The sequence below is a fragment of the Rhizobium sp. RM genome, from assembly GCF_013390595.1.
GTDB lineage: Bacteria > Pseudomonadota > Alphaproteobacteria > Rhizobiales > Rhizobiaceae > Agrobacterium.
The window spans coordinates 179,974-186,303 of sequence record NZ_JACAWV010000024.1 but is presented as its reverse complement, the minus strand read 5'-3'; the positions used below and the strand labels follow the sequence as shown (position 1 = coordinate 186,303).

The following is a 6,330-nucleotide window of genomic DNA, read 5'->3' as shown; positions in this document are numbered from 1 at the left end:
GTAATTCCATTTGGAGAACGATTATCGGCGGTTCCAATTTCGGCGTTGTGGCATTAGCGCCTGGGAATTCTCTCTAGGCTCCAGACGCGCGAGCGGTCCTGGAAGTCCGGCGGAAAAATGGGACTTAGGTTCGATTCCCTTCAAGAGCGGAATTGCACTCAAGGGTTTGTAACTTCGTTTCTAATGAGGAGTATGCGGAGAGGGATAAAGCGCTGCCCCAACCTTCCGAGCGGCGGCCGCTAGGCGCTTATCCCTCGTCCACAAGCTCGATCGACGGTCTAGGAGAGTGGAAGTCAACAAATGTGCATCAGTATAGCCGATCCCCATGCTGAATATCGAATGGCGATCAATGACTGTCATCACCTCTGCATGGGTTGCAACTACTGCCTCACGCTGAGCTGTGAGAAACGCTAACACCGCATCCCGTTCTCGCAGACTACCCAAGGCCAGTTCACCTACAACGAAAGGGTGGCAAACCAGCTGATCATCTCCGATGATTTTGACGAGCTCTGGGTCTACGTGTCGGAAATGATCAATCCAGATTGAACTGTCGACAAGGATCACTTCCCCACTTCGCTCCGGCGGCGAGGCGCTGCCTCAGCCTCAGGCATAGTGCCTCCAAGAGCGATTAGCCGCTTGCCAGACTCTACTCGCACCAAAGTCTCTAGCGCTTGACGCACAAGAGCCGCCGTTTCCTTCGTGCCTGTTAGGGACTTCGCTCTTTCCATAAGGCTGTCGTCGAGATTGATGGTTGATCGCATAACTAGCTCCGAAACGTTGATATGCATGTAGCACCAATTGGTGCGGAAATCTACGCCCATCAAGTCCGCATTTTTTGCCTATTGCAGTCGCGGTTCGAATCTCTTCAAGAGCGAGACGAGGCGGCTCGGTCCAGATGCAACCTAGTATGGGATCTGAGCCGAGCATCTCATTCGATCTTACGCAGCTTCCCAAACCTGATTGAGAATCTTGGCAGCCAGTGCGGCTTTGTCTTGCGGCAGAAAGCGACCGTAGTGCTGCTGAACGACATCGGGCGTATCCTGAATTGCGTAGCTGGCCTGCTAGTAGGATCCGGTCTGCTTCAAAATATGCGTCGCGAGAATGTCCCGCAGGTTATGCGGTCCATGCGGCAGCAGGCCCTTGATTGCACCCCGTCCGGTGTAAGGGTTGTAAATTCCGTAGCGTTGAATCACTGTCCTCCAAGCCTCGTAGAATGTCGTCGAATTGTAAGCAGCATCAATGCTGGTAGTCTTCACCGTCTTGACGAACAGGGTTCCGGGATCTCTGGCTCCTCCAAGGAGGACACCACGATGACGGTCTATATAGGCATCGAGGTATTCGTAGAGATCGAGCAGGTCCGGCAGTACCAGCCGAAACGGTTTCTGTCCGAAGAAGGAGGAGCCAGAGTTTTTGAACGCGACCGACGGGATGAGCACCTCCCAACCATTGTCACGATCACTCCAGCGCAGTTCACCGCATTTCATGTCCTCAAGCCGGCGTTCCGATGTCGGATAGTGTCCGCGCGGGCAGACCCGTAACTGGCGAAGGTTCTTTTGTCTGAGCCCAAGGTGCAGGCCAAGCCGAAGCAACAGGAATGCTCTGACGGCCTCGGCGGCCGGTCGTGGGTATCTGTTCTCGTCAGGCATACGTTTCACGATCTCGTCCGTGATTTTGCGATATTCCGCTAATGGACTGTCCGCTTCAAGTACACACATGATCGGTTCAAATGGATCGCGGTGAACCCGCATGACGCGTTGAATTTCTTTGGATCTGTTGGCCGCATGCCCATGAAACGCATCGCAGGCGCCATGCCAGTCGCGAGCCGCGAAGTCGATTTCTTCCTGCTCAATCAAGCCCACGATCGGCCTGACGTTCTTAAGCAGTTCCGGGTGTTGCCGGATCCAGCCGACATCCGCGCGAGATAGGGCTTGGGCGACCATCAACATATCTTCTTCCCATTTGGTGTAAAAGCCACGCCGTTGTTCCCGCCACTGCAGATACCAGTCCCAGACGCCAGGGAAGATGAGGAGGCCAAAGCTTAACTGGCTAAGCGGTACGCCGCAGCCCTTCACGACGCTGCTTGGGGAAGCTGCTAGTGCGCCGAACATCAACCCAAGGTGCTCGATCTTCTGAGAGGCCGTTTCCTCGCCCCAGACGCCGTTTCGTTGGAAACCAATCGCGGTCAGTGTTGAGGTTTTGAAACGGATGAGGTCAGCCATTTCCATTGCAAGCCTCGGTGGCGCGTCGACAACGCCGGACAGTAGATCTGGATCGTCTAAATCTGCCGCGAGGTTTAAATTAGCCCCGGCCATTGAGGCCAATGTTCGAGAGGGCAGGGCACTGCCACCATATGTCACGCCAGGAAAGCGGATGGCATAGCGTTGCTTGCTGGCCGCCGCCTGGTATCGACGATATTCGGTCGATCCGGAAATTATCACACGGCGCACCCAATCCAGGATTTCTTCACGCTTGGTGAAGGGAAGGCTGCTGAAATCATCCGGCAGATGCAACGAGATCCTGCGCCGCTCAGCCGGGCTGATATCTTCGAGCTCGTGACCATAAAGCGAGCGCGCCTGATGCGGCAGTTTCTCTTTGAAATATCCCTCGGGAAGTCGGTAGCGTCGCTCGATGCGGAGCAGGATGTCGAAACTCGTTACTGATCTTGGCACACGCTCGCCCTGGATCCAGGATAGCAGCGTCTTGTTGTCAAAGGTCTCATTCAGATGAACGACGGCGCGATAGAGCTGCCAGTAGGTGTCACCGAACCGCCGCATATGATAGATCAATGCGTCCTGAAAGCTCACCGGATCTTCAGTCGCTTCAAATAGTGCGTCTGGGAACGGGCTGATCGGTTTTGGCGCAGGGCCGCGCTGTGTCGACGCGGACAGGGCAAAGGTGCCGTCGGACGCCGGGCGTTGCGGCTTTCCGGTCGAGGATGCGGAAGCCGTTTTCTTGGCGGGAACGATTTTGGTCGGGCGAGCCTTTGACTTTGGTGGCCGTCGCTCTTCGGCTGCCTTTGGTGCGCCGAGCCATCGGATGATGGCATCCAGAGCAGCCCGGAGCTGCTTTTTCAGTCCTACCGTCAACTCGGCTTCGATCCCACAATTCTGGCCTATCGCCGCCCAGTCGATATGGCCATTCAAGAGCGGGGGCGATTTTCGGTAGACAATCAAACTGGCCAGATAAGGCCGTATATTTTCCAACACGCGCCTGGACGCGATCGGAGCGATACGAAGCTCGCAGAATTCCGAAATTTTTCGCTGAAAATGACGTGATGAAAGGTCGTGTTTGGTCATGCTCATTCCGTTTCTCTCGGCACCAGTACCAAGGGCGAGCGGGAATATGAGGCGAGTTTTAAGAAAGGATGTATCGGGCGTGTCACTTCTAATGACGGCTATTCATCGTATTATTCGCTATGCCGCCTGGATCAAAGGTCAGGAATTCAATGTCAGCGCGTTAATTAAGCGCGCTTGTCTACGTCTGCTGATTAATTAAATGAAATGCGCCGTGCTTAAATAAGAAGTGAGGCTGACATCGGGTTATGTTTGCCGATGCGAGCAGAGTTGAACTTACGCGGCATAAGGTAAATCCTGTAAGGCGTTGGCCCCGTGCGATATCAGTCGGCAACCGATCCATGCAACACGGTCCTCGGCCCTGGCCATTCACTGCAGCAACAAGGGAGGGCGCGATAGCATGATTGCCGATGCCAAACTGATCGCTAAGATTGGCCAGAACGACTGGCCAAGTTTCTGACAGAGATGCGATCTTCGCGCTCACTCCGGGAAGGGTTGGATCGACAATGTCGCACTTTCCCGTGCTCAAATTGGCTGACCTAGACATGAGCTCCCTTCAGAATTGCCTTGCCAATCGATATGCGAGCGCGCACGCTCTTTCTTCCGGTAGCTTTTTAAAAGGGCGTTACCGTTTCAAGGTTAAATTCCTTGGCCCCAACGAAAGGAGGACATGATGTCTTCCGCAAGTGAACAAGGCCTGATTACCTCCAACGATCTGAAGATGTTGCAATCTGTATTGTCGGATGCAGGCTTCGGCGTTGATATGCTCGAAGAAGATGAGCGCTGCTTCAACGATGCCGCACGTAAGATTATCCAGCTGTTTCAGGATGGAATGACCGATCCTGCTGACCTTAAAGAAGAAATGCTCTTCTTGTTCGGGATACAGAAGCGGGAACGCGTGACATTTCGAAAACCGCTACCGCGATATGCCATTCAGGGCCTTCCTATACTCAGCAAATAGTGGGGAAAAACCCGTGCACGCTTATGTTCTCGGCAGCATGCTGCTTTGGGGAGTGTTCTTTTCTGTCTGGTATCTTTTGACCGTTTATGCGGCCAGGACCGATTTGGATGTGATGGCTCCCAAGGCATCGGCAATTGAAATTATGTCAGCCTCTCAATGCAGTGTGGAGGCCACGGCACTTTTTGCGATGAGCGACAAGCTTTTGAAGGCTGGTGGACCGGAGATTCCAGTCGATCTACGCAGAAATATTGAATCCTGTATTTCTTCAGATTTGGTGAGCCGAGAAAAGATTACGGCAACTCAACTCATTCGATTTTTTCCAGGTGAAAAATAATAGGATTGTAAAAATTGCGAAGGGAAAAGAAAATATCTGAGATAAATTAACCGCATTAAAACAGTGACTTCGAAACAATCTATCATGAAATTTGGCAATTTCATTGCAAATCTCGAAATTTCATCATATATACAGTCATCGACACATTGCTTGTGACGTCGGTCCAGAGCTTAGCTCCCGTCGGATTTCCTCTCAAAAACATCGATCCAATCCTGCGAGGTTTCGCGGGAACAACAACGATTGCTTCGAAAGGAAATCGTTATGAACACTGGTACCGTCAAGTGGTTCAATGCCACCAAAGGCTTCGGCTTCATTCAGCCTGACAACGGCTCGACGGACATCTTTGTCCACATCTCGGCTGTTGAACGTTCTGGCCTGAACTCGCTCGTTGATGGACAGAAGGTCCGCTACGACATCTTACAGGACCGCAAGTCCGGTAAAAGCTCGGCTGACAATCTTCAGGCGGCATAATTTGTCATTTGCTCGCAGCCGACCACGGATGTACTGGCGGCGGGAGTGGATGACGATGAGAGGTCGGGGTAACGCCCGGCCTTTATTTTTCTGGGCCAGGAGGCTCTCATGCTGAACGTCCATTATAGCACCGGCGATACCGTGGTGCTCAAAGTACGCACGCGTGGCAGTGTGCAGCCGAAGGGGACGGGCAAGATCCTCGCGGTGCTCCCTGTAACATACGGCGTCGCCCGCTATCGGGTCCGTCTCAATGGCGAAAATTTCGATCGCAACATTGACGGAGACGACATCGACACCGAAGCCTCCACGGCACGTGTGATTGAGGTGCCCCGGGCATCCGTCCATCAGAAAAGCGGTAAGAGCTGGATCGATCTGTCCGCGCTCAAAACCCGCAAATAGACCAGCGTCCGACGAGGAGAGATTTTGCAAGTAATCGTTCGGGAAAATAATATTGATCAGGCGCTTCGCGTCCTGAAAAAGAAGTTGCAGCGCGAGGGATTGCTTCCTGCTCCAAAGAAAGCCGCTCGACCACGTTGACCGGTTGCCTCGAGGTTTGAGCGACGCTCATCACATCCTCTGGAGCGACTAACGGCAGGATGTCTGACTACACCGCTGTGGTTCCAGATCACCTTGCATTAAAGATGAGAGGTTGAAATGTCTTCCAACTGTAAAACGCTTGCAGAAGAATTCGAACGACTGGACGCTGCGCTTGCCGATGCAGGAATGCGGAACTTCAGCAACACGACGGAACAGTCGATCAGAATGCGTGCTGCGCAACACCTTATTGCGCAGTTCCTAAAAGACTGCGAGGCGTTGCCGTCAAGCTAATCGTATCGTCTGGGACTGCATTCCAAGTGGTGTTGCTTTCGAGCTAGGTGCACGTTCTTCCCGACTCGAACACTGCCAACAGGCTTCACAAAAGATTGGGAACGTCGATGAGCGAAACTAAGGAATTTTCGGTTAGTAGCAACGGTGATCGATGGTCCCTGGAAGTCGACGATGGCCAGATGACTGTGCTGCACAAGGCCAGTACGCCATCCGGCGGGCATGAGACGCGCACGTCGCTTGCTGACTTCCTCGAAGAACACGCTGGAAAACCAGAGCATTCGGCGCTTCTCCAGGTCCTTGGGCAGTCTCAAAGTGAGATACAGAACCAATTGGGAGCGGAAGTCACCGAAGACCCGTCCCTTGAGGAGCAGCCGAACGACAAGGATTGACGGTGCCTGCGCAACATTCTTGCTGCGGAGGAAGCTGCCTGTCCACGCTTGCTG

7 protein-coding genes and 2 pseudogenes are annotated in these 6,330 nt (G+C 53.3%); 6 read left to right on the top strand and 3 right to left on the bottom strand.

Annotation, left to right across the window (positions count from 1 at the left end):
• Positions 1-180: 180 nt before the first annotated feature.
• From HWX89_RS26380 to HWX89_RS25435, 3 genes and pseudogenes are all read right to left on the bottom strand, one after another.
• Positions 181-564 (bottom strand): type II toxin-antitoxin system VapC family toxin, encoded by a 384-nt coding sequence (locus HWX89_RS26380; protein ID WP_138792950.1) that lies wholly within the window; start codon positions 562-564, stop codon positions 181-183.
• Entirely contained in the window at positions 561-761 is a 201-nt protein-coding gene (locus tag HWX89_RS25440) for a type II toxin-antitoxin system VapB family antitoxin (RefSeq protein ID WP_006699143.1), read from the bottom strand. Before HWX89_RS25440 ends, HWX89_RS26380 begins: the two co-directional genes overlap by 4 nt.
• A 177-nt stretch (positions 762-938) precedes the next feature.
• Positions 939-3,302 (bottom strand): annotated as a pseudogene (locus HWX89_RS25435) (hypothetical protein).
• A 664-nt stretch (positions 3,303-3,966) separates the two neighbouring features.
• Here HWX89_RS25435 and HWX89_RS25430 point away from each other — a divergent pair.
• The 6 genes and pseudogenes from HWX89_RS25430 to HWX89_RS25405 all read left to right on the top strand — a co-directional run bounded on the left by HWX89_RS25430 (position 3,967) and on the right by HWX89_RS25405 (position 6,276).
• The gene (locus tag HWX89_RS25430; RefSeq protein WP_138792951.1) at positions 3,967-4,254 is read left to right on the top strand and encodes a hypothetical protein; all 288 of its coding nucleotides are present in this window, start codon (positions 3,967-3,969) and stop codon (positions 4,252-4,254) included.
• Positions 4,255-4,267: 13 nt separating this feature from the next.
• Entirely contained in the window at positions 4,268-4,588 is a 321-nt protein-coding gene (locus tag HWX89_RS25425; RefSeq protein WP_353505729.1) for a hypothetical protein, read from the top strand.
• Between the two features lie 261 nt (positions 4,589-4,849).
• Complete coding sequence (locus HWX89_RS25420; RefSeq protein ID WP_138792952.1) at positions 4,850-5,059, top strand: cold-shock protein; 210 nt, start codon at positions 4,850-4,852, stop codon at positions 5,057-5,059.
• Positions 5,060-5,167: 108 nt separating this feature from the next.
• Positions 5,168-5,458, top strand: coding sequence for a cold-shock protein (locus tag HWX89_RS25415; RefSeq protein ID WP_138792953.1), 291 nt, complete (start codon positions 5,168-5,170; stop codon positions 5,456-5,458).
• Positions 5,459-5,482: 24 nt separating this feature from the next.
• A pseudogene (rpsU, locus tag HWX89_RS25410) lies at positions 5,483-5,578 on the top strand (30S ribosomal protein S21); the annotation flags it as partial.
• 416 nt (positions 5,579-5,994) lie between these two features.
• Positions 5,995-6,276: a hypothetical protein gene (locus HWX89_RS25405; RefSeq protein WP_138792955.1), complete on the top strand. Its 282-nt coding sequence runs from the start codon at positions 5,995-5,997 to the stop codon at positions 6,274-6,276.
• The last annotated feature ends 54 nt before the right edge of the window (positions 6,277-6,330 follow it).